This window comes from Micromonospora palythoicola (assembly GCF_036689795.1).
Lineage (GTDB): Bacteria > Actinomycetota > Actinomycetes > Mycobacteriales > Micromonosporaceae > Micromonospora > Micromonospora palythoicola.
Genome location: NZ_JBAGKI010000061.1, coordinates 13471 through 35027, shown reverse-complemented (window position 1 = coordinate 35027; position 21557 = coordinate 13471). Strand labels below are relative to the sequence as shown.

The window sequence follows — 21557 nt, the reverse complement described above, 5'->3', positions numbered from 1 at the left end:
CCCCGCCCCCTGGTCGCGCCGCCCGCGCGCGCATCGCGGCGGCCATGGGCGACCAGCCGCCGCGGCTCGCCAACCGGCCCGTAAGCACCAACCGCACCCGGCGCGCCGGCCGGCCGGGGGTCGCTCGGCCCGATCGGGCCGGCGCCTCCGGTCAGACGTGCAGCCCGCACTCGGTCTTCTCGAACATCGCCCAGCGACCCGCCCGAGGGTCCTCACCGGCTCCGGTCCGCCGGGTGCACGGCCAGCAGCCGATCGAGCCGTAGCCACGCCGGAACAGCTCGTTGACCGGCACGTTCCACCTCGCGATGTACGCGTCGACGTCCGCCTGCGTCCAGGCCGCGATCGGATTGACCTTCACCTTGCCCCGCCGCGCGTCGAAGGTGACCACCGGCGTGTTGGCGCGGGTCGGCGACTCGTCGCGACGCAGGCCGGCGGCCCACGCGTCATAGTCGGTGAGCGCCCGCTCCAGCGGCTCCACCTTGCGCAGCTGGCAGCATTCGTCCGGGGACCGGTTGAACAGCCGCGGTCCGTACTGGCCATCCTGTTGACCGACGGTCAGTCGCGGCCGGATGGAACGGACGTTCACCGGGAGGGTGCGGGCCACCTCGTCGCGGACCGCGAGGGTCTCCGGGAAGTGCAGCCCGGTGTCGAGGAACACCACGTCCACGCCGGGTGCGACCCGGGAGACCAGGTGGGCGAGGACGGCGTCGGCCATCGAGCTGGTCACGCAGAACCGGTCCCCGAAGGTTTCCGCCGCCCACCGCGCGATCTCCGGCGCGGGCGCGCCCTCCAGCTCCCGGCCGGCCCGCTCGGCGAGCCTGCGCAACTCGTCGGGATCGCGTCGGGACGGATCGGCGGTGGCCACGGCGGTGGTGCCGACCAGGCCCAGGCCAGCGGCGGAGACCAGGGCGCTCACCGGGTCACCGCCCGGGAGAGCAGGCCACTGAACCGGACCGTGAAGACCCGCGCACAGGCGTGGCACTCCCAGGCGCCATGCCCGGTCTCGCTCGGCCGCAGATCCTCCTCGCCGCAGTACGGGCAGTACAGCGGCACGGAACGAGTCTCACCACTCATCGCAGTTCCTCCTCGTCGACCCGAATCACCCAGTTGGCGAACGTCTCGCCCTCGGTCCGGCCGGCCAGGTAACGCTCGGCCAGCCGCTCGACGTACCCGGGCAGCTCCTCGGCGGTCGTCTTCAGGCCGCGCAGCTTGCGCCCGAAGCCGGCGGTGCGCCCCTCGGCCATGCCCAGCCCACCGCCGAGATGTACCTGGAAACCCTCCACCTGACGGCCGTCCGGCCCGGGCACCAACTGCCCCTTGAGGCCGATGTCGGCGACCTGGGTGCGGGCGCAGGCGTTGGGGCAACCGTTGATGTGGATGGAGATGTCCGTGTCGAAGTCGCGCAGTCGCTGCTCCAACCGGGCCACGAGTTCCTCGCCGCGCGCCTTGGTCTCGACGATGGCGAGCTTGCAGTACTCGATGCCGGTGCAGGCCATGGTGCCGCGCCGCCAAGCCGACGGCTGGGCCTCCAGGCCGACCTCACGCAGGCCGGCGACCAGCGACTCCGTCCGCTCCGGCGGCACGTCGAGCACCAGCAGCTTCTGGTACGGCGTGAGCCGCACCCGCTCGCTGCCGTGCGCCTCGACCACGTCCGCGAGCCGGGCGAGCTGGGTGCCGGAGACCCGCCCGACCACCGGGGCGGCGCCGACGTAGTTACGGCCGTCGCGCTGCCGGTGCACGCCGATGTGGTCGATCGGCCGCTCCGGCAGTGTCGGTGCGGGGCCGTCGAGCAGCGTCCGGCCGAGGTACTCCTTCTCCAGCACCTCCCGGAACTTCGCCACACCCCAGTCGGCGACCAGGAACTTCAGCCGGGCGCGGTGGCGCAGCCGGCGGTAGCCGTAGTCACGGAAGATGCCGACCACGCCGGCCCAGACGTCGGGCACCTCGGACAGCGGCACCCAGACGCCGAGGCGCTGGGCCAGCATCGGGTTGGTGGACAGCCCGCCGCCGACCCACAGGTCGAAGCCGGGGCCGTGTTCCGGGTGGTCGACACCGAGGAAGGCGATGTCGTTCGCCTCGTACGGGGTGTCCACCAGCCAGGAGATCGAGGACTTGAACTTGCGCGGCAGGTTGGAGAACTGCTTGTCGCCGACGTACCGCTTGACGATCTCGTCGATGGCGGAGGTGGGGTCGATCCGCTCGGCCTCGGCCACCCCGGCCACCGGGCTGCCCAGCACGATCCGGGGACAGTCGCCGCACGCCTCGGTGGTCTGCAACCCGACCGACTCCAGCCGCCGCCAGATCTCCGGCATGTCCTCGACCCGGATCCAGTGGTACTGGATGTTCTGCCGGTCGGTGATGTCCGCGGTGTCCCGGGCGAACTCCCGCGAGATCTCGGCGATGGTGCGCAGCTGGGTCAGGTCGAGCTGGCCGCCGTCGACGCGGACCCGCAGCATGAAGAACTCGTCTTCCAGCTCGTGCGGCTCCAGCACGGCGGTACGGCCACCGTCGATGCCCGCCTTACGCTGGGTGTACAGGCCCCACCACCGGAACCGTCCGCGCAGGTCCTGCGGGTCGATCGAGGCGAAGCCACGGTGGGCGTAGATGTTCTCGATGCGCGCCCGGACGTTCAGCGGATCGTCGTCCTTCTTGATCCGCTCGTTGGGGTTGAGCGGCTCTCGGTGCCCGAGCGCCCACTGGCCCTCACCACGGGGGCGCCGGGGCGCCCGCGGCGGGCGGGCCGGAATCTCGCTGACTGCCATCGCGGCGTCCTCCGTTGTCTGCTGCGCCTCGGTGGGGCTGAGCGCGCGACGACCGGTTCCCGGAGGGACCGTGGACAGCGATGTCTCTGCACGGCCGGCGCGCTGCGTGCCCGAGGCAGGGATGGTCGGGCGTCGTCAGTGAGCCGGACAGATGGCGCTGCGCACGCGGCCGTAATCAACGTGGCGTCGAGCCACGAAGCGGCGCACGACAGCGGCAGTCATAACCGTCATGCTGCCACACCTGGGCCGGGGCGGCCAATGGTCGCGTGCGCGATCCCACATCACGGGCGGTCGCTGCCGGCTCCCCCGAGCGTCACCGTGTGGCAGGCTCGCAACGTGGGCGATTTGTCCGACAGGTCGATTCCAGTTGCCGGGATCGGCGTCCGGCTCAGCGGCGGGCGGCTGCGCGCGGTGCCGGTGTGGCTGGTGCCGGCGACGGTCACCCTGCTGGCGACGCTCGCCGGCCTGGACGCCGCCCAGCCGTGGCGCGACGAGCTGGCGACCTGGAGTGCGGCGACCCGAGGTGTGGCCGGCCTGTTCCGACTGGCCGGCACCATCGACGCCGCCACCGGCCCCTACTACCTGCTCATGCACGCCTGGCTGGCGGTGGCCGGCGACTCGGTGGCCGCCCTGCGCCTACCCTCCGCCCTGGCCATGGCCGCGACCGCCGGGCTGACCGCGGTACTCGGACACCGGCTGTGGGACACCCGCGTCGGCACCCTCGCCGGCCTGCTGTTCGCGGTGCTGCCCGGCACCTCCCGGTACGGCCAGGAGGCGCGGCCGTACGCCCTGGCCGGCGCGCTCGCGGTGCTGAGCACGCTGCTGCTGGTCGACGCGCTGCGCCGGCCCAGCCGGTGGCGCTGGGTCGGCTACGCGGCGGCCACCACCGCCCTCGGGCTCACCCACCTGGTGGCCCTGACCCTGCTCGCCGCCCACGCGGTCGCCGTGCTGACCGGAAGCGTCCGGACCGGTCCCGCCGCCGGTGGCGAGGTCGAGGGCCGGGCCGGCGAATCGAGCGGTGGCGGGGGGCGCGGGTCGCCGGACCGGCTGCTCGGGTACTGGTTGGCCACGGTGGTGCCGGTGGCGGTGGCGGTGGCGCCGCTGGCTCTGCTGGCTCGGGGACAGCGGGCCCGGCAGCTCGACTGGGTGGACGCCGCCCGACCCGGTGATCTGGCCGCGCTGGCCGGCGGGGTGGCGCAGAGCGGTGTGGTCGGCGGCGTACTGCTCGGACTCGCCGCGCTCGGCGCGGCCCGGGCGGGCCGCCGGGGGCTGCTGCCGGTGAGCTGCGTCCTGGCGCCGGTGCTGCTGCTCTTTCTCGCCGGCCTGGTCGTCCCCATCTGGGTGCCCCGCTACCTGGTCTTCGTGGTGCCCTTCGGCTGCCTGCTGGCCGGCGCGGCACTCTCCTCCGCCCGGCTGCCCGCCGCGCTCGCGGTGGTGGCCCTGACCGGTCTGCTCGGCCTGCCCGACCAGGCCGCGCTGCGCCGCACCCACGAGTGGCCCCGCGGCGCGACCGTGGACTACCGGGCGGTGGCCGAGATCGTCGGCAGGGATCGGCAGCCCGGTGACGCGGTGGTCTACTCACCCCGCGACAGCTGGCTCTTTCTCGACCTCGGCCTGCGCTACCACCTCGGCGGCCGGACCCCGCGGGACGCGCTGCTGGTCGAGGGGCAGGAACGTCGGGGTGACCTGTGGGCCGTCGAGTGCGACCGGCCGGCGGAGTGCCTGGCCGAGGTCGACCGGGTCTGGCTGGTGCTGGCCGGACGACGATCCGAGCCACTGGCCGCCGTGCCCGGCACCAAGGGCGACGCGCTCCGCGACCGCTTCGCGGTGGCCCGGGTGTGGCCACGCCCCGGCATCACGCTCGCGCTGCTCACCCGGCGCGGCTGAGCATCGACCCGCCCGTTCCCGACAGGTGACGAACCGGAACCGTCGGGGCGGCGGGCAGGAGGTCACCCGCCGCTGCGGCCCTCGGGCGCGCTGCGGGCCAACGGAAGGGCCAGGAAGGCCTCGGTGCCACCGTCGGCGCCGGGCCGCAACTCGATGGTGCCGCGCAGCTCTCCGGTGACGAGCGCCCGGACGATCTGCAACCCGAGCTTGGCGCCGCCCTCGGCGTCGAATCCCGCCGGCAGGCCCCGGCCGTTGTCCGTCACGGTGACGTTGAGCATCCGGCGGAGCCGGTGTGCCGAGACCACCACCTCGGGCTTCGGCGGGCCGGCCGGCACCGGCGAGTCGTCGTCGGCCGGTGGGAAGCCGTGTTCGACGGCGTTGAGCAGCAGCTCGTTGAGCACCATCACCAGCGAGGTGGCGATCTCGGCCGGCAGCACGCCGAAGGTGCCGGTACGACGCATCGCCACGGTCACCTCGGTCGCCGCCACCTCGGTCGCCGCGTTGGCCACCCGGTCGACGATGCCGTCGAACTCCACCGCCTCGTCGCTGGACATGGCGAGCGTCTCGTGCACCAGCGCGATCGACGCCACCCGGCGCACCGACTCCTCCAGCGCCACCCGCGCCTCCGGCATGGCCACCCGACGGGCCTGGAGGCGCAGCAGCGCCGCCACCGTCTGCAGGTTGTTCTTCACCCGGTGGTGGATCTCCCGGATGGTGGCGTCCTTGGTGATCAGCGCGCGGTCGCGTCGGCGTACCTCGGTGATGTCGCGGACCAGCACCAGCGCGCCGATCGGCACGCCGGCGGGCATCAGCGGCAGGGCCCGGGTGAGCATGGTCGCCCCGCGCGCGTCGATCTCCCGGCGGGGCGGCGCCTCGCCGCGCAGCGCGGCGAGGATGCCGTTGGCGGCGTCGGTGCCGTCCAGGGGATCGCCGGCCAGCCGCCGGTGCAGCACCGCGAGATCCTCGCCGACCAGGAGCGAGGCGTGACCCAGGCGCCGGTACGCCGACTGCGCGTTGGGGCTGGCGTAGGTGACCTTGCCGCCGGCGTCCAGCCGCACCAGCCCGTCACCGACCCGGGGCGCCGAGGTGGTCTCGCCCGGGTGCCGGGGTGGTGGGAAGGTGCCGTCGGCGATCATCTGCGCCAGGTCGTCGGCGGTGGTCAGGTAGTTGAGCTCCAACTGGCTGGGGGTACGCGCGGTGGAGAGGTTGGTGTCCCGGCCCACCACGGCGATCACCTCGCCGGACTCACCGTCGGCCGTGCGCAGCCGGACCGGGATCGCCTCGTGCCGGGCGGGCACGTCGCCGTACCAGACCGGGTCGCCCTCCCGCCAGATGCGCCCCTGCCCGTAGGCGACCTCCAGGTGCGCCACCTCCGGACCACCGACGATCCGTCCCACCTGATCGTCCTGGTACGCGGTGGGCGCGGTGGTCGGACGCACCTGGGCCACGCAGAGGAAGCTGCCCTCACCGTCGACCGGAACCCAGAGCAGCAGGTCGGCGAAGGAGAGGTCGGACAGCAACTGCCAGTCACCGGCGATGCGGTGCAGGTGGTCGATGTCGACCCGGCGCAGGCGGGTGTGCTCCTCGGCGAGATCGCGCAGCGTTGACACGCCGACCAGCGTGCCACGCCGACCGTCACATCGTCGCGGTGACCTTCTTCAACCCGCGCGGCGCGTCCGGATCCTCCCCCCGGGTCAGGGCGAGCGCCAGGGCCAGCCGCTGCAACGGCAGGATGTCCAGTAGCGGGGCGTACCGCTCGTCGACCTCGGGCACCGCGAGGCGGGTCGCCCCGTCGATCGCGGCGGAGCCGACCACCACCACGTCGGCGCGGCGCTCACCGAGCCGGGGCAGCACCTCGCCCATCGACCGTCCGCCCGGCCCCGAGCCGACCACCGCCAGCACCGGCACGTCCGGGTCGGTCATGGCCAGCGGGCCGTGCAGCAGGTCGGCGCCGGAGAACGCCAGCGCCGGCAGGTACGACGTCTCCATCAGCTTCAGCGCCGCCTCCCGGGCGGTCGGGTACGCGTACCCCCGGCCGGTGGTGACGATCTGGGCGGCGAAGCGGTAGCGCGGCGCGAGCTGTGCCGCGAGGGGGTCGGCGAGGGTACGGGCGGCCAACTCGGGCAGGTCGGCCAGCGCCCGGCGCTCCTCGGCGGGCAGCGCGCCGTCACCGGCCCGGATCCCCTCCACCAGCATCAGCAGGGCGAGCAGCTCGGCCGTGTAGGTCTTGGTGGCGGCCACCGCCCGCTCGTGCCCGGCCGCGATGTCGATGGCGAGTTCGGCGGTCGTCGCCAACGGCGAGTCCGGTGCGTTGGTGACGGCCAGGGTGAGGGCGCCGGAGGCACGGGCGGCCCGGAGCACCTCCGTCAGGTCGGGGGATCCGCCGCTCTGACTGACCCCGACCACCAGGGCGTCGGAGAGGTCCGGCCGGGCGCCGAAGAGGGTGACCGCGCTCGGCGAGGCCAGCCCGGCCGGCAGGCCGAGGCGGATCTCACTGAGGTAGGCGCCGTACAGCGCGGCGTGGTCCGAGGTGCCGCGTGCGGTGAACACCACGTGCCGGGGTCGGCGCTCGGCGATGGCCGCGGCCACCCGGGCGATGCGGGTTGCGTGCTGGGTGGAGAGCAGTCGCTCGTAGCCGGCCGGCTGCTCGTCGATGTCGGCGGTCATGCCGCTGCCTGGGCGCGTCACGAAAACTCCTCCCCTGCGCGATATCCGCGCGTTTGCTGCTCAGTCTTGCATCTTTGATCCAGTCCAAGCAATCAAATGAGCAGTAGTGCGCAGTGGATCACCAAAACTGGGGTTCGTCACCTACGCTGACCCGACCTCACCGAGCAGCCGGGACCAACGAGTGAGAGGACCACGTGGCCGAGGGAACGGATGACCGGGCGCTGCCGGCGACGGAGGAACTGATCCTGGCCCGGCGGGCCCTGGATTCCGGCGAGCTGACGCATGCCGCCGAGCACGTCGCCGCGGCGCTGGCCCGGGCACCGACGCTGCCCGAGGTGCACGAGACCCTCGCCCGGCTGGCCGCCGCCAGCGGCGACGGCGGGATCGACCTGTTCCCGTTGCAGCACCACACGTTCGTCGGCGCCGTGGTCGCCCGGGCACACCTGCTCGCCGCCGCCGGCCGACCGGCCGAGGGCCTCGATCTGCTGGTCGCGGCCACCGCCCACGCCCCGGGGGCGGACTGGGCGGGCGTGCCCTGGGTGACCTCGCCCGAGCTGGCCGAGCGTCTCGGACCCGAGCAGGCCGCCCGGGTGCTGATGCAGGTCTGCGCCGCCGTGCCCGACCCGGTCGCGCCACCGAACCGGGCCGCCCTGTCGCCGTACCTGACGCTCGCCCGCAACGCGGTCACCGTCCACCCGGAGCACGCACTGCTGCTGGGCACGGCATCCGCGCTGGCCCGGCGGGTGGAGGAGGTTCCACTCGCGGTCCGCTGGGCCGCCCGGGGGGTACGGGCGGCGCCGTCGAAGATGGGCGAGGTGTGGCTCGGGTACGCGCTACGCAGCGCCGGCCGGACCCGGGAGGCGCTGGCCGCGTTGCGTCGCGCCGTCGAGCACGACCCGGACGACCTGGCGGTGTACGCCGACATCGCCGGCACCCTGGCCGACCACGGCCGGCTCGAGGAGGCGCTCAGGTGGATCGAGCGCGCCCTGGCCCGCAACCCGTCCTTCGACTGCGCGGTGCACACGGCGCACCGCCTGCGATTCCAGCGGGATGGTGCGGTGCGACACCTGGTGGCGCTGGCGGACTTCGTCCGCGACCACCCGGACGACTCACACGAACACGGCGACCTGGCCGAATGCTGCCGAGGGCGTCCCTGGCTGGGTCAGGTGACGCCGGCACCACCGGCGAGCGGGACCGCCGCGACGCTCGGGCGACCCGGCACCGGGCCCCTCGGCGGGTCGGAGCCGACGGTGGCGGCGCGTCCCACGTCGCCGCCGTCCGCGGAGGCCGCCCGCCGCCTGCGCCAGCTCGCCCACCCCGCCTGGCCGCACCCACCGGCGGCCTACGACGCGGCGGTCGGCCTGGCCACGCTCGACCTGGCCGACCTGCTCGGCCTGCTCGCCCATCCGCCCGAGACCCCGCAGACCGCGCTCGGGCGGGTGCTCGCCGGTCAGGATCCGGCGCTGTGGGTGCGCTGCGTGCAGGTCTGGACCTGCCTCGGGTTGCTGCACCACCGCACCGATGAGCCGTGGCCCGATTCCACCCGGCGGCGGGTACTCGTGGAGTTGGCGCACGAGGTGCCGGAGGTCGCCGAGGCGGCCCTGTTCGCCCTGGTGACCGCCGCCTGGGTCGATCCGTCGGTCCGCACCGACGTGGCCGCGCTGGTCACCGAGCGACTGGCGGCGGTGGCCACGGCGGTGCGGCACCATCCGGTGCCCAACGCGGCCTCGCTGGCACATCTGGCGCTGGCCACGCCAGACCTCGATCCGGAGACCATCGCCACCGCGCGGACGCTGGCCGGAGTGACCGTCCGCAAACGCCGTGGCGTCACCCGGGCACTGCGCGCCCTGCTGCGCCGACTGCTCCGTCGATCGGTGTGACGAGTCGCGGGCGTGTGCCCCCGGCGGGGACGTCCGCCGCCGGCACGCGCCCTCCGGACCCGCCCAGACGGTCCCTGGTCGCCGTCAGACCGCCGGCGCCCGGGCCAACTCGCTCTCGGCCTGCTCCTGCCGACTCGCGTCCGGCTCCGGCTCGTTGCTGGTGCGCAGCGGAATCTCCCGGATGAACCAGGCCAGCACCGGAACCACCGCGGCGAAGAGCACCGCCCAGAGGAACACGTGCGAGATCGCGTCGGCGAGACCGCCGAGCACCACCTCACGGGCCTGCGCCGGCAGTTCCCGCAACTGCTCGATGTTCATCGCCGCGCCGGCCTCGCCGCCACCGCTGAACGCGCCACCGGCGGCCGAGCCGGCCAGCCGGTTGGCGAAGATGGCGCCGAACAGGGAGATGCCGAACGACCCGCCGATGGACCGGAAGAAGGTGGCCGCGCCACTGGCCGCCCCCAGGTCCTTCTGGGCGACGCTGTTCTGCGCGATCAGCATGGAGGTCTGCATGAGGAAACCCATGCCGGCACCGAGCACGAGCATGTAGAGCGACGACTGGACCTTGCTGGTGTCCACCTCCAGCAGGCTCAGCAGGGCGAGCCCGGCGGTCATCACCACGCCGCCGACGATCGGGAAGACCCGGTACCGCCCGGTCCGGGTGATCGCCCGGCCGACGACCAGCGAGACCACCAGCATGCCGAACATCAGCGGCAGCAGCAGCAGGCCGGAGTTGGTGGCCGAGGCGCCCTGCACGGTCTGCTGGTACAGGGGCAGGAAGTTCATCGCGCCGAACATCGCGAAGCCGAGCAGGAAGCCGATCACCGAGATGAGGGCGAAGTTCCGGTTGGCGAAAAGCCGCAGCGGCAGGATCGGCTCGGGAACCCGCCGCTCGACGAACCCGAACACCACGAGCGCCGCGACGGCCAGTACGGCGAGGCCGAGGATCTGCGGGCTGGCCCAGGCGTACTCGTTGCCGCCCCAGGTGGTGATCAGCACGATCCCGGTGATGCCGATCGACAGCAGGGCGGCACCGACCCAGTCGATGCGGTGCTCGGTGCGGTACTTGGGCAGGTGCATGGTGGCGATCAGCAGCACCAGCGCCACACCGCCGAGGGGCAGGTTGACGTAGAAGGCCCAGCGCCAGGAGAGGTGATCGGTGATGAAGCCGCCGACCAGCGGGCCGGCGACCATCGCGATCGCCATGATCCCGGCGATCATGCCCTGGTAGCGGCCGCGCTCGCGGGGTGGCACCAGGTCGCCGATGATCGCCATCACGCCGACCATCAGGCCACCGGCGCCCAGACCCTGGACGGCCCGGAAGGCGATCAGCTGGACCATGCCGTCGTCGGCGCCGCCGAGGAAGCTCGATCCGGCCATGCCGCACAGCGCGGAACCGACCAGGAAGATCACCACGGCGGTGAGGAAGACCGCCTTACGGCCGTAGAGGTCGCCGAGCTTGCCCCAGATCGGAGTGGAGACGGTGGTGCCCAGCACGTACGCGGTCACCACCCAGGTGAAGTGGTTGAGCCCGCCGAACTCGCCCACGATGCGCGGCAACGCGGTGCTGACGATCATGTTGTCGAGCATCGCCAGCATCATGGCGATCATCAGACCGAAAAGCACGACCCGGACATTGGGTCGCACGGCGGTCTGGTTCTGCTGGGCCATCGGTAAGCTCTCCCCCCGAGATGCGGCGCACTTACTTGCCGCCCGGCTAGTTACCTTACTAGCCGGACGGTAAGTTGGACAGGTAACGACGGTCAAGCGGATTGGCAGGTAGGGGTGAGTCAGAGCACAGGCGGCACCCGCGAGCGGATCAAGGCCGTGGCGCTGGAGCTCTTCACCGAGCAGGGCTACGAGGCGACGTCCCTGCGCGAGGTGGCCGAGCGACTCGGGGTGACCAAGGCCGCGCTCTACTACCACTTCAAGAGCAAGGACGAGATCGTCTCCAGCGTGGTCGAGGACCGGCTGGAGCGGATGGACGCGCTGATCGCCTGGGCCGAGAGCCAGCCGGCCACGCTGGCCACCCGCAGAGCCGTCATCGAGCGGTACGCCGACGCCATGTTCAGCGGCGAACAGCCCTCGGTGATGCGGTTCTTCGAGCAGAACCAGACGGCGCTGAAGAGCCTGTCCGCCGGCCGGGAACTGCGCGGACGGATGTTCCGGTTGGCCGCCGCCGTCTGCCAGGGCGACGACTCCCCCGGCGCCCAGCTCCGTGCCGTGCTGGCCCTGTTCGCCGTGCACAGCAGCTGGTTCGCGGTACGCACACCGGAGATCACCGACGCGGAGCGCAAGCGGGTGGCCCTGGAGGTCGCCGACGAGCTGCTCGCCGCGATCGCCGCGCCGCCCGCCCGGCCGTGAGCCACGACGTCGGCTAGCCGAGGGGCAGCCGCAGCGCGAGCAGGTCCACCCCGGGGAACGGACTCCAGTCCCGCTCGGGCTCGCGGACGAAACCACGTCTGCGGTAGAGCCGGTGGGCCGGCTCGGCGTGGCCGTCGCGTACGCAGATGGTCACCGCGGTGCAGCCCAGCTCGATCGCGCGCACGACGCACGCCTCGACGAGCGCCGCGCCGGCTCCCCGACCCTGCGCGGTCGGGTCCACCGCCAGCATCCGGAACTCCGCCTCCCCCGGTGCGCACATCTCGGCGTACCGGGTGCCGGGCAGCACGAAGGTGACCGAGCCGAGCAGGTCACCGTTCGCCGGGTCGACGGCCACCAGCACGTCACCGTGCTCCGCCCGGGCGGAGACGTCGGCCAGCACGTCGGCGTAACCGGTCTCGCCCTTGAGCTGGCCGTCGGCCTCGTAGGCCGCGACGGTGAGCCGGGCGACCCCGGCGTGGTCGGCCGGCTCGGCCGGACGGATCAGCAGGCCACTCAACCGATCACCGCGATCAGGTCACCGTCCTGCACCACGTCGCCCTCGTTGACCGCGAGCTGCTGCACCACGCCGTCGGACTCGGCGATCACGGGGATCTCCATCTTCATCGACTCCAGGATCACCAGGGTGTCCCCCTCGGACACGGTGTCCCCGGCCGACGCGACGACCTTCCAGACGTTCGCCACCATCTCGGCGCGGATCTCCTCGGCCATCTCTGCGGCCCCTTCCTCGCGGCTCCTGCGACGTATCCAATCATGAGCGGACGGCCGGTGGGCGCGGAGCGGCCCCGGCAGCGGTCCGCCCGTACCGTCGGCACTAGCATCAACGGGTCAGACCCGACGTCGGCGAGGGCGACCGGCTCCGGTGACGGGGGTCGTCCGCAGCCCGATCCGGCCATCACGAGGAGGTCACCATGGCGAAGAAGGCCCGCAAGAAGAAGGCCCGCAAGAAGAGCGCCGCGAACCACGGCAAGCGCCCCAACTCCTGAGCCGGCGGGCGGCTGCCCGCCGCGATCGGACGACGGACGCAACGGTGCCCGGGTCGGAATCGACCCGGGCACCGGCGTGTGTCAGTCGGCCAGTTCGCGCGACTCGGTGGTCTCGAAGACGACGAGTTCGCTGATCCGTACCCGCAGCCGTTCACGCAGCTCGTCCGGCGCGGACTCGTTGCCGCAGCAGCGGGCCACCAGCGCCTTGACCTCCTGCTCGATGCCGTACTCGCGCAGGCAGTGGCCGCACTCGTCGAGATGGTGCCGGATCAACGTCCGCCGCTCCTGCGCGCATTCCAGGTCGAGGTAGAGGTAGACCTCGGCGAGCACCTCACGACAGTCCGTCTCGTGCGGATCTCCACAGCTCACGTCACACCTCCCGGCCGGTGGCGGCGGTCGAGCTCCGGGCCGGTTGGGCCGCGGAGAAACCCCGCTCCGCGGCGTACCCCTCAAGCAGCTTGCGCAGATTACGACGTCCACGGTGCAACCGCGACATCACCGTGCCGATCGGCGTGCCCATGATGTCGGCGACCTCCTTGTAGGAGAACCCCTCGACATCGGTCAGGTAGACCGCCAGCCGGAACTCCTCCGGCAACTGCTGGAGGGCCTCCTTGACGTCGCTGTCCGGCAGCCGGTCGAGCGCCTCGGTCTCGGCGGACCGCAGCCCGCTGGAGGTGTGCGACTCCGCCTCGGCCAACTGCCAGTCGGTGATCTCGTCAGTGGGCGCCTGCACCGGCTGGCGCTGCCGCTTGCGGTACGAGTTGATGTAGGTGTTGGTCAGGATCCGGTACAGCCAGGCCTTCAGGTTCGTGCCCTGCTCGAACTGGTGGAAGGCGGCGTACGCCTTCAGGTAGGTCTCCTGGACCAGGTCCTCGGCATCCGCCGGGTTACGCGTCATCCGCAGGCCGGCCGCGTACAACTGATCGACGAATGGCATCGCGTCCCGTTCGAACCGGGCCCTGCGCTCGTCCGTCTTCTCCGTGGTCAACCGCACATCCCCTCGGGTTGGATGCTTCCCCGCCGAGGATACGCGCACCGGCCTTCCGGCAGATTCGGTTCCGACGGGTGTGCCCGTCGCCACCTCGACCGGTGGTACCGCCGCCGGCCAGTTCGGGCCGGCAAGCAGCTGCCTGAGCTGCCGTGCCTCCCGCTCGTCCTGTCCCCGGTTCCGGATCTCGGTCGGCACCGGTCACCCCCTCGCACAGTGGTTGTCCGAGGTGTTCAACGCGCGCCGCGGGCCGACACATTCCGGCTCGGGCCCGGGCGTTCCTGGTCCCCGCCCCGGCGGTGCGACCGAAGCTGGGACCAGGAAGGGCCTGGGAGCCCGGTGTCGCCGCCCGGACCGGGCACTGGGACACCATCGGGTGCAACGAAGCGGCGCGGCCGGCGGACACGGCACCGGTGACGTGGTGGCCCGGTGGCGGCCCGGGTGGCGTCAGGCATCGGCCCAACCGTGCTCACGCAGCCAGTCCACGGTCAGAGCGGCCGTACCGACGGGGTCGCCCCGCAGGTCGTGCCGCTCTCCCGACCGGACCACCACCCGCACCTCCGGGCCCGGTTCCGGCACACCGAACGGATCCCGGTCCCCGTTAACCACCAGGGTCGGCACACCGGTCACCAGCTCACCGGCCCGGCTCCGTTCCGGTCGACCGGGCGGGTGCAACGGAAAGGCGAGTGCCACCACCCCGGCGGCGCCCACCGCGCGCGCCGTCCGACAGGCCACCCGGGCACCGCTGGAGCGGCCACCCACCACCAGCGCTACGCCCGGCTGCCGCTGCCGCAGCGCCGTCAGCACGACGGACCACGCCTCGTCGAGGTGCCCGGCCGGTGCCGGTGCACGCCGGCCCGCGACCCGGTACGGCTGGGTCACCCGCGCCACCACCAGCCCGGCGGTCACCGCCGCGTCGCGCAGGGCGATCAGATCCGGGGCGTCGACGCCGCCGCCGGCCCCGTGCCCCAGCACCAGCAGAGCGCGGGGTCGGCCGGACGGTTCATCGGTGTCGACCCGAGCGGGTCCGCGCGGAGTGTCGAGGACGTCATGCGGCACCGCCCCATTGAACCCGTCTCGACCGGGACCACGCCCGTCGGTCAGCTCAACGGCACCAGGGTGAGCAGCCGGTCGCGCACCGGCGGCCCGGGCTCACCGGCGGCGTCGGGATCGGGTTGCACCTCGCTGCGCCAGGCGACGAGCATCGCCCGCCGCTCCCGTGGGGTGGTGCCACCCCAGACGCCGTGACAGTCGCCGACCTCGAGCGCCCACGCCAGACAGGAGCCCTGCACGTCACAGCTGCGGCACAGGGCCACCGCCGCGTCGGCCGGCTCGTTCGGCGCCGGAAAGAACGTCTCCGGGTCGACACTCTGACAGGTGCCCCTGGTACGCCAGGCTTCGTCCTGTCGCCGCTCACTCAACGCCCGCAACAGTCGCGGATCACGTCGCGCGGCGGCCACCTCGTGCGGACGGGGCATACGCGCCCGTGTCATCCACCCACCTCCCCCGTGGGACCAGCAACATCGATGGAGATCGTTCACCCGACGCGAACGACACCCATCACCGGCGCTGTGTTCTATCGCATTTGCGCACGCGGGGACAAGACTTCGCCGGGAAGTTGGCAGAACGTCCGAGTCACCTTTCACCCGCAATCGCAGCAAATCACTCGCGACAATGTGCCGGGGCGCGATCAGAAGAGCGTCGGCTCCGCCGGCTCGCCCGGACGGGGCAGCGGCACCCGGGCGGTCAGCCCGGGACCGTCGTTGCGTACATCACCCACGGCCCGCCCCACCGGCCGCACCTCCAAGCCGGCCAGCCAGTCCGGCGGCGGCGGGGCGAGCAGCTCGGCCCGGTCCGCGCCGTCGTCCAGCCAGGTCGCCCAGCGCTCGGGCGGCAGCAGCAACGGCATCCGGTCGTGCACCTCGGCCAGTTCGCCGACGGCCGCGGTGGTCAGCACGCTGAAGGTCAGCAGCGTCGCGTCCGGGCCGTCCCAGACCGACCAGATGCCGGCGAAGGCGAGCACCGAGCCGTCGCGTGGGGTCATGTAGTACGGCTGCTTCGCACCGTCGGCCAGCCGCACCCACTCGTACCAGCCGTCGGCGGGCACGAGACACCGGCGGCGGGCGAAGGACGGCGCGTACGCCCGGCTGGTGGCGACGGTCTCGGCCCGCGCGTTGATCATGCGGGCCGCGCCGGCGGGCGACCGGGACCACGGTGGCACCAGACCCCAGCGGCCCCGCGAGAGCGCCCGGTGCCCCGCGGCGCCGATGCGGACCAGCGGCACCGGATCGGTCGGCGCGACGTTGTGATCGGCGACCAGCCCGCCCACGGTCTCGTCGACCGCCTCGAACAGGCCGCTCAGGTCACCGGCGCCGCGGGTCGTGGCGTACCTACCGCACATGCCGCTCACGCTAGCGCGCGGTCCGCCGGGCGGCTGTCCCGCTCACCGGGAGCGGCGGTGACCCTAGCGCCACCGGGACCCCGGCACGGCAGAATGTAACCGTGGGGAATGTGACCGCGACCCGGCCGCTACAGCCGTGGACCGCACCGACGGCCAGTGACCCGGTGTCGGCGTCGCTGCGCCTGCCCGGCTCCAAGTCGATGACCAACCGCGCCCTGGTGCTCAGCGCGCTGGCCGCCGGGCCCTCGACCCTGTCCCGGCCGCTGCGGGCCCGGGACACCGAACTGATGGCCGCCGCGCTGCGGGCGATGGGAGCCCACGTCTCGATCGCCGACGACGAGCGCTGGCTGGTCCGGCCGCACCGGCTGTTCGGCCCGGCCCACGTCGACGTGGGGCTGGCCGGCACGATCATGCGCTTCGTGCCACCGGTGGCGGGGCTGGCCGACGGGCAGGTCACCCTCGACGGTGACCCGCAAGCCCGGACCCGCCCGCTCGGTCCGCTGATCGAGGCGCTGCGCTCGCTCGGCGTACGCGTCGACGCTCCGCCCTCGGGCAGCCTGCCGCTGGTGGTGCTGGGCGCCGGCCGGGTGACCGGCGGCGAGGTCGTGATCGACGCCTCCGCGTCCAGCCAACTGGTCTCCGGGCTGCTGCTCGCCGCTCCCCGCTTCGACCGTGGGCTGGTGGTCCGGCACGTCGGCCCGCCGGTGCCCTCCGCACCGCACCTGCGGATGACCGTGCAGATGCTGCGCGCCGCCGGCGCCGCGGTCGACGACAGCACCCCCGACGTCTGGACGGTCGAGCCCGGGCCGTTGACCGGGCGTAGCTGGGAGATCGAGCCGGACCTCTCCGGTGCGGTGCCGTTCTTCGCCGCCGCCATGATCACCGGCGGCGAGGTGACCCTGCGCGGCTGGCCGGCGCGGGGCAGCGCCCAGCCGGTCGAGCGGCTGCGCTCGCTGTTGCAGCAGATGGGGGCGACGGTCACCCTGACCACCGAGGGGCTCGCGGTACGCGGCACCGGCCTGGTGAAGGGGTTGCGCGCCAACCTGTCCGACGTCAGCGAGCTGACCCCGGCGCTCACCGCGCTGGCCATGCTCGCCGACTCGCCGTCGGTCCTCACCGGCGTCAGCCACATCCGTGGCCACGAGACGGACCGGCTGGCCGCCCTGGCGCGGGAGTTCACCGGGCTCGGCGCGGACATCACCGAGTCGGCGGACGGGCTGGAGATCCGACCCCGGCCGCTGCACGGCGGCGTGTTCCGCACCTACCATGATCACCGGATGGCGCACGCGGCGGCGGTGACCGGGCTGGTCGTGCCGGGCGTCGAGTTGGACGACGTGTCGTGCACCTCCAAGACCATGCCCGAGTTCCCGGCACTATGGTCGGCACTGGTGACCGGTAAGAGCTGAGCGGAAGAAGGGTCGGCCCTGGCGACCAGGCGGCGCGAGTACGACGAGGACGACGTCCGGGTCCGGCCCGGCAGGTCCTCCCGCCCGCGTACCCGGACCCGACCCCGGCACGCCGACGCCAAGGACGGTTTCGTCATCGCGGTGGACCGTGGGCGCTACACCTGCGTACTGCCCGGCGCCGGGCCGGACGACCCCACCGTCACCGCGATGCGCGCCCGCGAACTGGGCCGCAAGTCGGTGGTGGTCGGTGACCGGGTCGGGTTGGTCGGCGACACCTCCGGTTCGTCCGGCGCGCTGGCCCGTATCGTCCGGATCGAACCACGCCGGTCCGTGCTGCGGCGCACCGCCGAGGACGACGCCAGCACCGCCGAGGGCCGGCTGGAACGGGTGGTGGTCGCCAACGCCGACCAGCTCGTGATCGTCAGTGCGCTCGCCGATCCGCCGCCGCGCACCGGGTTCATCGACCGCTGCCTGGTCGCCGCGTACGACGCGGACATCGAACCGCTGCTCTGCCTGACCAAGGCCGATCTGGCCGGGCCGGAGACGGTGCTCGACTACTACACCGAGCTGGAACTGCCGTATCTGCTCATCCGCCCGGACTCCCCGTTGGACGCGCTGCGCAGCCTGCTCACCGGCCGGATCTCGGTGCTCGTCGGTCACTCCGGGGTGGGCAAGTCGACGCTCGTCAACCGCCTGGTGCCGGAGGCCGAACGGGCGGTCGGCACGGTGAGCGCGATCGGTCGGGGGCGGCACACGTCGACGAGCGCGGTGGCGTTGCGGCTGCCCGCGCCACCCGACGCGGACCAGGATCCGGGTTGGATCGTGGACACTCCGGGGGTACGCAGTTTCGGGCTGGCCCACGTCTCGGCGGAGAGTCTGCTGCACGGCTTCCCGGACCTGGTCGAGGCCACCGCCGACTGCCCGGCGAACTGCCCGCACACCGCCGACGAGGCCGACTGCGCACTCGACGCCTGGGTGGCGACCGGGCGGGCCGACCCACGCCGGCTGGCCTCGTACCGCCGGTTGCTGGCCTCCCGCGCCGGGGAGACCGATCCACGGACCGAGCCCGACCCACGCGGGCACCCGGAGTGACCGGGCGGGCCCACCACCGAGTGACCGACCGGATCGCGGCACCGCCGGCCCCCGGCGTCGTCCCGGCACCGGCGTCGCTACCGTGTCCGGCATGACCGGGTACGCCGCTGACCTGACCCTCGCCCACCGGCTCGCCGACGCCGCCGACGCCCTGTCGACGGCCCGGTTCCGGGCCCTGGACCTGCGGGTCGAGTCGAAGCCCGACCTGACTCCGGTCTCCGACGCGGACACCGCCGTGGAGCGCGAGATCCGCGCACTGCTCGCCGAGCACCGGCCCGACGACGGGCTGCTCGGCGAGGAGTACGGCGCGACGCCGACCGCCGGAGCACGCCAGTGGGTGGTCGACCCCATCGACGGCACCAAGAACTTCGTCCGGGGCGTGCCGATCTGGGCCACACTCATCGCCCTGCTGGAGGACGGCCGCCCGGTCGCCGGGCTGGTCTCCGCGCCGGCCCTGGGGCGCCGCTGGTGGGCAGCACGGGGCACCGGGGCGTACGCGGGACCGGACGCGTCCCACGGCGTACCGATCCGGGTTTCCGGGGTGACCCGGCTGGCCGACGCCAGCCTCTGCTACTCGTCGCTGGACGGCTGGGAGAAGGCCGGCCGGCTCGACGCGGTGCTCCAGCTGATGCGGGACACCTGGCGCAGCCGGGCCTACGGCGACTTCTACGGCTACATGCTGTTGGCCGAGGGCGCGCTGGACGTGATGATCGAGCCCGAACTGTCGCTCTGGGACGTGGCGGCACTGGTACCCATCGTGACCGAGGCGGGCGGCACGATCACCGACCTGACCGGCCAGCCCGCCCCGGCCGGGGGCGACAACAGCACCCTGGCCAGCAACGGGGCACTGCATCCGGGCATCCTCCAGCGCCTCGGCAGCCCGCCGCGCATTGACGCCCGGTAACCTCTATCCTCGCCAGGTGGCTACCTCCGGTTGGTGTTTCCTGGCGGCGATGATCGTCGCGTACGGCGTCGCCAACCTGTTGCAGTCGGTCGCCGCCGCCCGCACCACGGTGCACCACACCTTCGATCCCGGGCTGCTGCTGCGCCTGGCCGGGCACCGCACCTACTTGGTCGGGCTGGCCTGTCAGGTGGCCGGTTTCGTCCTGGCCTTCCTGTCCCGGCGGGACCTGCCGCTGTTCCTGGTGCAGGCGAGCGTGGCCGCCGGGCTCGGCGTCACCGCCCTGCTCGGCGTGGTCCTGCTGAAGTGGCGGCTGCCGGTGGCCGAGGTCGCGCTGCTGGTGCTGCTCTTCGCCGGCATCACCGCGCTGGTGCTCGCCGCCCGCCCGGCACCGTCGAAGGGGCTGGGCACCGGGGGCATCGTCGCCCTGCTGCTGGCCCTGGCGGTGATCGCGGTGCTGGGGTTCTTCGCGGTCCGGTTGCACGGCGCGCCGGGGTCGGTGGCGCTCGGGTCGCTGGCCGGGCTGGCCTTCTCCGCCGCCGCGGTGGCGGCCCGCCCACTGGCCTCCGCGCCGGGCTGGGACGCCTTTCTCAGCGACCCGCTGCTCTACCTGCTCGTCGGCCACTCGGTGGTCGGCCAGTTGCTGCTCGGGCTGGCGATGCAGCGCGGCTCCACCACGGCGGCGGTGGCGGCCATGGACGCGGCCGGCGCGGTACCCGCCGCGATCGTCGGACTGCTGCTGCTCAACGACAAGATCTGGCCGGGCCGGGAGTGGCTGGCCGGGATCGGTTTCCTGGTCACCCTCGCCGCTGTCGTCGGGCTCACCCGGTACGCGGAGCCGCAGCACCACCACGCCGTGGCCCGGGAGACCACCCGGGCGGTGGTGGGCCCCCGGCCGCCGCTCGTGCCGCAGCCCGCCGCGGCGGGCTGCGAGGTCGCCGCTGCCGGTGGCGCGGGTGATCCGCTGACTCAGGCCGCCTCGACCGGCTTGCGCCGGCCCACCACCCGTTCGTAGAGGCGCTCCAGGGCACTGGCCGTGCGTTCCCAGGTGTAGCTGCACCGCACCCGGTCGACCGCGGCGTGCCCGTACGCGAAGCGGCTGGCGTTGTCGGCGAGCAGCCGACGCAGCGTCATCCCGAGGGTGCGTACGTCGCCCGGTGGCACCAGCTTGCCGGTCACCTCGTCGACCACGGCGTCGGCGATGCCACCCATGGCGTAGCCCACCACCGGGACGCCGCAGGCCATCGCCTCCAGCGACACCCGCCCCGCCGACGAGTAGTGCGGGGTGCAGGCCACCACGTCGGCCGAGCGGTACCAGGTGGCCATCTGCTCGTGCGGCACCGCGCCCACCAGGTGCACCTGCTCGCCGACCCCGGCCCGGTCGGCCAGCTCCCGCAGCCGGCGGGCCTCGGCGTGGTTGGCCAGTCGGTCCGTCGGCGGCCCGCCGGCGATGACCAACTCCGCGTCGCCCACCAGGCGCATCGCCCGGATCAGGTCCTCCTGGCCGTGGCCTCGCCCGAGCCCGCCCACCGAGAGGATCCGGGGGCGCTGCTCACGCGGGGCGGCCTCACCGTCGGGATGGAAGCGCTCCGTGTCCACCCCGGTCGGGACCATCGCGACCGAGGCACGTTGCAGGCCCATCCGGGTCAACTCGTCGACCTCGTCGTTGCACTGGGCGACCGCGATGTCCACCGCCCGGGTCAGTGCCCGCTCCAGCGGGATACGGGTGCCCGGCCCGTCGTACTGGGCACCGAGGTGGCGCAGCTGTTCCATCCCGATCGAGTGGAACGTCTGCACCATCGGGATGTCGGTCTCCCGCACGGCGTGCGCGGCGGCCAGGCCCCCGATCCAGTAGTGACCGTGCACCACCTCGGGCGTCCAGTCGCCGGACCACCGGTCGGCCAGCCACTCGCCGTACGCGGACACGTAGGGCACCAGTTCGGCCGTGGCAATCGGCGCGACCGGGCCCACCGGTGCGCGCTCCACCCGGTACCCGTCCAGGATGTCGGTCTCGGCGGCCTCGGGGTCGTCCCGGCGGATGTAAACCCGCACGTCGTGACCTCGCCCGGCCAGTTCGGCCGCGACCCTTGCGATGTGCTGGTAGGTGCCGACGACGGTTCCGTCGCCGAACGGCGGCGCAGCGGCGTGGGCACAGACAAGGCCGACGCGCATGGGTCACCTCCATGCGGATGGGGCGGTGCTCTC

22 protein-coding genes are annotated in these 21557 nt (G+C 73.2%); 8 read left to right on the top strand and 14 right to left on the bottom strand.

From position 1 onward, the window contains the following. Positions 1-151: 151 nt before the first annotated feature. The 3 genes from V5O40_RS22305 to V5O40_RS22295 are packed head-to-tail and all read right to left on the bottom strand — an operon-like array spanning position 152 to position 2762. A complete protein-coding gene (locus tag V5O40_RS22305) occupies positions 152-916 on the bottom strand; it encodes a phosphoadenylyl-sulfate reductase (protein WP_332907269.1) in 765 nt (254 codons plus the stop codon). Then, on the bottom strand, positions 913-1074 hold the full coding sequence (locus tag V5O40_RS22300; RefSeq protein ID WP_269738142.1) for a hypothetical protein: 162 nt from the start codon (positions 1072-1074) through the stop codon (positions 913-915). The genes V5O40_RS22305 and V5O40_RS22300 overlap by 4 nt, the downstream gene beginning before the upstream one ends. Next, positions 1071-2762: a nitrite/sulfite reductase gene (locus V5O40_RS22295; protein WP_332907268.1), complete on the bottom strand. Its 1692-nt coding sequence runs from the start codon at positions 2760-2762 to the stop codon at positions 1071-1073. The genes V5O40_RS22300 and V5O40_RS22295 overlap by 4 nt, the downstream gene beginning before the upstream one ends. 375 nt (positions 2763-3137) lie before the next feature. Here V5O40_RS22295 and V5O40_RS22290 point away from each other — a divergent pair, with 375 nt between their 5' ends. After that, positions 3138-4649 carry a glycosyltransferase family 39 protein gene (locus tag V5O40_RS22290; protein WP_408631927.1) on the top strand — a complete coding sequence of 504 codons (1512 nt, stop codon included), beginning with the start codon at positions 3138-3140 and terminating at the stop codon, positions 4647-4649. A 62-nt stretch (positions 4650-4711) separates the two neighbouring features. Here V5O40_RS22290 and V5O40_RS22285 read toward each other — a convergent pair whose 3' ends face one another. Both V5O40_RS22285 and V5O40_RS22280 read right to left on the bottom strand, forming a co-directional pair. Then, a complete protein-coding gene (locus V5O40_RS22285; protein ID WP_332907267.1) occupies positions 4712-6259 on the bottom strand; it encodes a sensor histidine kinase in 1548 nt (515 codons plus the stop codon). Between the two features lie 25 nt (positions 6260-6284). Beyond that, positions 6285-7316: an SIS domain-containing protein gene (locus tag V5O40_RS22280; protein ID WP_332907274.1), complete on the bottom strand. Its 1032-nt coding sequence runs from the start codon at positions 7314-7316 to the stop codon at positions 6285-6287. 194 nt (positions 7317-7510) lie between these two features. On the opposite strand from V5O40_RS22280, the gene V5O40_RS22275 reads away from it, so the two are divergent. Next, entirely contained in the window at positions 7511-9196 is a 1686-nt protein-coding gene (locus V5O40_RS22275) for a tetratricopeptide repeat protein (RefSeq protein WP_332907266.1), read from the top strand. An 84-nt stretch (positions 9197-9280) separates the two neighbouring features. Here V5O40_RS22275 and V5O40_RS22270 read toward each other — a convergent pair whose 3' ends face one another. After that, positions 9281-10867 carry an MDR family MFS transporter gene (locus V5O40_RS22270; protein ID WP_332907265.1) on the bottom strand — a complete coding sequence of 529 codons (1587 nt, stop codon included), beginning with the start codon at positions 10865-10867 and terminating at the stop codon, positions 9281-9283. 114 nt (positions 10868-10981) lie between these two features. Between V5O40_RS22270 and V5O40_RS22265 the strand changes: the two genes are divergently transcribed. Beyond that, positions 10982-11560 carry a TetR/AcrR family transcriptional regulator gene (locus V5O40_RS22265; RefSeq protein WP_332907264.1) on the top strand — a complete coding sequence of 193 codons (579 nt, stop codon included), beginning with the start codon at positions 10982-10984 and terminating at the stop codon, positions 11558-11560. 13 nt (positions 11561-11573) lie between these two features. Here V5O40_RS22265 and V5O40_RS22260 read toward each other — a convergent pair whose 3' ends face one another. Further along, positions 11574-12077, bottom strand: a complete 504-nt coding sequence (locus tag V5O40_RS22260; protein ID WP_332907263.1) for a GNAT family N-acetyltransferase — start codon at positions 12075-12077, stop codon at positions 11574-11576. Further along, positions 12074-12289, bottom strand: a complete 216-nt coding sequence (locus tag V5O40_RS22255) for a biotin/lipoyl-binding carrier protein (protein ID WP_093405215.1) — start codon at positions 12287-12289, stop codon at positions 12074-12076. The genes V5O40_RS22260 and V5O40_RS22255 overlap by 4 nt, the downstream gene beginning before the upstream one ends. A 200-nt stretch (positions 12290-12489) precedes the next feature. Here V5O40_RS22255 and V5O40_RS27980 point away from each other — a divergent pair, with 200 nt between their 5' ends. Then, complete coding sequence (locus tag V5O40_RS27980) at positions 12490-12564, top strand: 50S ribosomal protein bL37 (RefSeq protein WP_370461611.1); 75 nt, start codon at positions 12490-12492, stop codon at positions 12562-12564. Between the two features lie 81 nt (positions 12565-12645). On the opposite strand, the gene rsrA is transcribed toward V5O40_RS27980, so the two are convergent. The 5 genes from rsrA to V5O40_RS22230 form a co-directional block, all read right to left on the bottom strand. Then, positions 12646-12933 (bottom strand): mycothiol system anti-sigma-R factor, encoded by a 288-nt coding sequence (gene rsrA, locus V5O40_RS22250; RefSeq protein WP_269738149.1) that lies wholly within the window; start codon positions 12931-12933, stop codon positions 12646-12648. A gap of 1 nt (position 12934) precedes the next feature. After that, positions 12935-13750 carry a sigma-70 family RNA polymerase sigma factor gene (locus V5O40_RS22245; protein ID WP_332907262.1) on the bottom strand — a complete coding sequence of 272 codons (816 nt, stop codon included), beginning with the start codon at positions 13748-13750 and terminating at the stop codon, positions 12935-12937. A 249-nt stretch (positions 13751-13999) separates the two neighbouring features. Then, complete coding sequence (locus tag V5O40_RS22240) at positions 14000-14611, bottom strand: alpha/beta hydrolase family protein (RefSeq protein ID WP_332907261.1); 612 nt, start codon at positions 14609-14611, stop codon at positions 14000-14002. Positions 14612-14652: 41 nt separating this feature from the next. Continuing rightward, positions 14653-15045, bottom strand: a complete 393-nt coding sequence (locus V5O40_RS22235) for a WhiB family transcriptional regulator (protein WP_332907260.1) — start codon at positions 15043-15045, stop codon at positions 14653-14655. Between the two features lie 197 nt (positions 15046-15242). Further along, the gene (locus V5O40_RS22230; protein ID WP_332907259.1) at positions 15243-15953 is read right to left on the bottom strand and encodes an SOS response-associated peptidase; all 711 of its coding nucleotides are present in this window, start codon (positions 15951-15953) and stop codon (positions 15243-15245) included. Between the two features lie 101 nt (positions 15954-16054). Here V5O40_RS22230 and aroA point away from each other — a divergent pair, with 101 nt between their 5' ends. From aroA to V5O40_RS22210, 4 genes are all read left to right on the top strand, one after another. Beyond that, on the top strand, positions 16055-17359 hold the full coding sequence (gene aroA / locus V5O40_RS22225; RefSeq protein ID WP_332907258.1) for a 3-phosphoshikimate 1-carboxyvinyltransferase: 1305 nt from the start codon (positions 16055-16057) through the stop codon (positions 17357-17359). Positions 17360-17494: 135 nt separating this feature from the next. Then, positions 17495-18451, top strand: coding sequence for a ribosome small subunit-dependent GTPase A (rsgA, locus tag V5O40_RS22220; protein ID WP_332907273.1), 957 nt, complete (start codon positions 17495-17497; stop codon positions 18449-18451). A gap of 91 nt (positions 18452-18542) precedes the next feature. Then, positions 18543-19355, top strand: a complete 813-nt coding sequence (gene hisN / locus V5O40_RS22215; protein ID WP_332907257.1) for a histidinol-phosphatase — start codon at positions 18543-18545, stop codon at positions 19353-19355. Between the two features lie 49 nt (positions 19356-19404). Next, a complete protein-coding gene (locus V5O40_RS22210) occupies positions 19405-20367 on the top strand; it encodes a hypothetical protein (protein WP_332907272.1) in 963 nt (320 codons plus the stop codon). Here the strand turns inward: V5O40_RS22210 and V5O40_RS22205 are convergent. Beyond that, positions 20322-21524, bottom strand: a complete 1203-nt coding sequence (locus tag V5O40_RS22205) for a glycosyltransferase (RefSeq protein ID WP_332907256.1) — start codon at positions 21522-21524, stop codon at positions 20322-20324. The genes V5O40_RS22210 and V5O40_RS22205 overlap by 46 nt on opposite strands. Positions 21525-21557 lie beyond the last annotated feature (33 nt).

Excerpts from the sequence above, each read along its gene's own strand:
- V5O40_RS22300 (WP_269738142.1), bottom strand. The coding sequence starts at position 1,074 with ATGAGTGGTGAGACTCGTTCCGTGCCGCTGTACTGCCCGTACTGCGGC.
- V5O40_RS22295 (WP_332907268.1), bottom strand. The coding sequence starts at position 2,762 with ATGGCAGTCAGCGAGATTCCGGCCCGCCCGCCGCGGGCGCCCCGGCGC.
- V5O40_RS22280 (WP_332907274.1), bottom strand. The coding sequence starts at position 7,316 with ATGACCGCCGACATCGACGAGCAGCCGGCCGGCTACGAGCGACTGCTC.
- V5O40_RS22270 (WP_332907265.1), bottom strand. The coding sequence starts at position 10,867 with ATGGCCCAGCAGAACCAGACCGCCGTGCGACCCAATGTCCGGGTCGTG.
- V5O40_RS22255 (WP_093405215.1), bottom strand. The coding sequence starts at position 12,289 with ATGGCCGAGGAGATCCGCGCCGAGATGGTGGCGAACGTCTGGAAGGTC.
- V5O40_RS22235 (WP_332907260.1), bottom strand. The coding sequence starts at position 15,045 with ATGACACGGGCGCGTATGCCCCGTCCGCACGAGGTGGCCGCCGCGCGA.
- V5O40_RS22230 (WP_332907259.1), bottom strand. The coding sequence starts at position 15,953 with ATGTGCGGTAGGTACGCCACGACCCGCGGCGCCGGTGACCTGAGCGGC.
- hisN (WP_332907257.1), top strand. The coding sequence starts at position 18,543 with ATGACCGGGTACGCCGCTGACCTGACCCTCGCCCACCGGCTCGCCGAC.
- V5O40_RS22210 (WP_332907272.1), top strand. The coding sequence starts at position 19,405 with ATGATCGTCGCGTACGGCGTCGCCAACCTGTTGCAGTCGGTCGCCGCC.
- V5O40_RS22205 (WP_332907256.1), bottom strand. The coding sequence starts at position 21,524 with ATGCGCGTCGGCCTTGTCTGTGCCCACGCCGCTGCGCCGCCGTTCGGC.